This window comes from Vibrio sp. 10N.261.52.A1 (genome assembly GCF_002876325.1).
Taxonomy (GTDB): Bacteria; Pseudomonadota; Gammaproteobacteria; order Enterobacterales; family Vibrionaceae; genus Vibrio; species Vibrio chagasii.
Genome location: NZ_MCYD01000523.1, coordinates 1 through 3422 on the forward strand (window position 1 = coordinate 1; position 3422 = coordinate 3422).

The 3422-nt window shown below is 42.9% G+C and carries 3 protein-coding genes; 2 read left to right on the forward strand and 1 reads right to left on the reverse strand.

Going from position 1 to position 3422, the window contains the following annotated elements:
• Nucleotides 1–55: 55 nt before the first annotated feature.
• Nucleotides 56–1117 carry a cell division protein ZipA gene (zipA, locus tag BCT81_RS07030; RefSeq protein WP_102423662.1) on the reverse strand — a complete coding sequence of 354 codons (1062 nt, stop codon included), beginning with the start codon at nucleotides 1115–1117 and terminating at the stop codon, nucleotides 56–58.
• Nucleotides 1118–1345: 228 nt separating this feature from the next.
• On the opposite strand from zipA, the gene cysZ reads away from it, so the two are divergent.
• Entirely contained in the window at nucleotides 1346–2101 is a 756-nt protein-coding gene (gene cysZ, locus BCT81_RS07035; RefSeq protein ID WP_102423663.1) for a sulfate transporter CysZ, read from the forward strand.
• A gap of 219 nt (nucleotides 2102–2320) precedes the next feature.
• On the forward strand, nucleotides 2321–3289 hold the full coding sequence (gene cysK, locus BCT81_RS07040; RefSeq protein ID WP_102423664.1) for a cysteine synthase A: 969 nt from the start codon (nucleotides 2321–2323) through the stop codon (nucleotides 3287–3289).
• The last annotated feature ends 133 nt before the right edge of the window (nucleotides 3290–3422 follow it).

Sequence of the window (3422 nt, forward strand, 5' to 3'; positions counted from 1 at the left end):
CCCTTAGGAGCCCTTTTCTATAAATATAGATTATTTACTAGGCTAAACAATATGGCTAAGCGTTCGCTGCCGACATGAAGTCCCTAATCTGTTTGCGGTAGTCTGATAAACGGTTTGGTGTCATTAGGTTGCGTGATTCATCCAGAACGTTTCCGCCCATATCATCAGCAATCTTCTGTGCTGCACTCAACATCACATTGAAGTTTTGATCAGCTTGACCATAGCATGGCAGTGTCATGAAGAACGAAATACCTTTAGTCGTAAAGTCAGCTGGATCATCATGCTCTAAAGTACCAGGCTGCATCATATTTGCGACACTGAAGATAACCTTAGGCTCATCAGCTGATTGTGCAAAGCAGTGGTAAATAGACATCTCACCGTAGGTTAAGCCATTGTTCTCCATGCTGCGGAAAAGTTCAGTACCAACAAATGGGATCTCTCCAGCACAGTGAACATTGAGGACAATAACCTCTAAGCCTAACTCTTCATCTTGCTTTGTTTCTTCAACAGGAGCTGCTGCTTGTGGAGCAACACTCTCTTTAGCTGCGAATGGTTCGCTTGCAGTGAAAGTTTGTTGTGAAGCCATTGGCTCACTTGCGACTACAGGCTCAGCAACTTGTTCTGCTTCAACTTCTTCAAAAGAGCCGTACTGCTCTTTAAAACCTGCATGGCTCTCTTTTTGCTCATCGGTCAGTTCGAAGCTAGGAACCTCTGGTTCTACCGCTTGTTCAGCATCTTCCGGTTCGCTATCAACCTTGATAGGGTCTTCAACACTGAAAGAAGGCAAATCATTCAACTCGATATCGTCTTGTTGCTCTTCTTTTGATTGTGGTGCTGTAAGCGGATCTGAATCGATCAGCGGATCAGCCGCAGATGGCGATACCGCAAAATCCGGCTCTTTACGCTCTTTTCGGATTATTTCAAAATCATCTTCTGGGGCGAATGAACGGTTTGGGATGGTTTCAGCATCGTCTAAGCTATCATTATCTAGCTTGCCAAGTGGCTTATCTCCAAACTTTGCTTTCCCTTCTTTTTTACTCGTCCACAAACCGTGGAACAATAATGCGGCGATAGCTAGTGCGCCAACAATAATGAGTACAAATCGCAATTCCTGCATTTTTCGCTCTCAGCTTTCTTAGTCAACTAGCGGCAAAACGCTGTCACTAAGTTGGGTTAATTTGACCAATCTCACTACTCTATCAAAAGTAGCCACTGTTTTAGAACAACTTAATACAATTAGTTCCTTAGATGGTGTGATTTTCACCACGCTTTTTTTCTTAATTTCGGTCGAGTACACTAGACGTGTTTGCTATTTAACCAAATTCACATGTGACCTTAATTAAATATGACTATTGAATCTGTTCCCCGCTCTGGCTTTGGCTATTTTGTTTTCGGAATAAAAATCGCGTTGTCACCGAGCATTCGTAAATTTGTGCTACTTCCTCTTATCGCTAACGTCCTGCTGGTTGGTGGTGCGTTGTTTTATATCTTCTCTAACTTAAACACTTGGATTGAGGGCTGGATGGAAGGTTTACCAAGCTTCTTGTCATGGTTGTCCTATATCTTATGGCCACTATTGGTGTTAACTGTCTTAGCAACCTTTTCATATTTCTTTAGCACCCTTGCCAATTTCATTGCCGCTCCTTTCAACGGGCTACTCTCAGAAAAAGTCGAAGAGCTGCTTAGCGGTAAAAAAGTCAATGACGATGGTTTGCTGGATGTTTTAAAAGATACGCCGCGCATTTTAGCAAGAGAGTGGCGCAAACTTGTCTACGTTCTGCCAAAAGCGATCGGTTTATTCCTACTTTTATTGATTCCGGCACTCGGTCAAACCGTTGCGCCGTTTTTATGGTTCATCTTCACCGCATGGATGCTAGCGATTCAATACGCCGACTACCCATTCGACAACCATAAAATCAAATTTGATGACATGAGAAATAATTTGAAACAAAAACAAGGTAAGAGCTACAGCTTTGGTGCACTTGTTTCTGTGTTTACTACTATTCCCGTTCTTAACCTTATCGTAATGCCGGTTGCTGTGTGTGGTGCAACTGCAATGTGGGTTGCTGAATTTAAAGACCAAGCTCTACGCTCTCGCTAATTCTCCCCTCTGTATTCGCCTATCTATTTGAAGTTCTGATTTCACTGTAGATAGGCGTCAATTCTGCTACATATCTATATGATATAACTTTTTAATCCTTTTACCTTTTTTTCAACTTGTTTAATCTAAATTCAAGCTAAACAAACATCGAAAGACACTAGACGGTAAAGTGATTGATATACATACGTTTAGTGCTGTCATTAAATGAAGGAATATCGCATGAGCAAGATCTACGAAGACAACACCCTAACGATTGGTAATACACCTCTAGTCCGCCTAAACAAAGTAAGCAAAGGTAACGTCCTAGCTAAGATCGAAGCTCGTAACCCTAGCTTCAGTGTTAAGTGTCGTATCGGTTCTAACATGATCTGGGAAGCAGAAAAAGCAGGTACCCTTAAGCCAGGTATCGAGCTTGTTGAACCAACCAGTGGTAATACAGGTGTTGCACTGGCGTTCGTAGCAGCAGCGCGTGGTTACAAACTTACACTAACTATGCCTGAGTCAATGAGCTTAGAGCGTCGTAAGCTGCTTAAAGCGCTTGGCGCAAACCTAGTACTGACTGAAGCACCAAAAGGCATGAATGGCGCGATTGCTAAAGCAGAAGAGATTGTTGCTTCAGATCCAGACAAATACCTACTACTACAACAGTTCAACAACCCAGCTAACCCACAGATTCACGAACAAACAACCGGTCCTGAAATCTGGGAAGCAACAGACGGCGAGATTGACGTGTTTGTAGCTGGCGTAGGCACAGGCGGTACTATCACTGGTACAAGTCGTTACATTAAAGGTGAAAAAGGCAAAGCCATCACTTCTGTCGCGGTAGAACCAGCAGAATCTCCAGTAATCGCACAGGCACTTGCAGGTCAGGAAATCAAACCAGCTCCGCACAAAATCCAAGGTATCGGTGCCGGTTTCATCCCTGGAAACTTAGATTTAGAACTTATCGACCGCGTAGAGTCAGTAACTTCTGAAGAAGCAATTGAAATGGCTCAACGACTAATGAAAGAAGAAGGTATCCTTGCAGGTATCTCTTCAGGTGCAGCAGTAGTAGCCGCGAACAGAATCGCTGAACTACCTGAATTTGCAGGAAAAACCATTGTCACTGTACTTCCAAGCTCTGGTGAGCGTTACCTAAGTACAGCGCTATTTGCAGGTATCTTTACGGAAAAAGAGAACCAACAATAATATGTGGTCAAATCAATTTTTCGTCCAAAAAAGCCCCGTTTAGGGGCTTTTTTGTTGATCCCTGCCCCACCTTTGGTAATATCGGGTCTGTTTTATTTTTCGCTTCAAAATAAAAGAAGCAATAAACAGATTC

Excerpts from the sequence above, each read along its gene's own strand:
- cysK (WP_102423664.1), top strand. The coding sequence starts at position 2,321 with ATGAGCAAGATCTACGAAGACAACACCCTAACGATTGGTAATACACCT.
- zipA (WP_102423662.1), bottom strand. The coding sequence starts at position 1,117 with ATGCAGGAATTGCGATTTGTACTCATTATTGTTGGCGCACTAGCTATC.
- cysZ (WP_102423663.1), top strand. The coding sequence starts at position 1,346 with ATGACTATTGAATCTGTTCCCCGCTCTGGCTTTGGCTATTTTGTTTTC.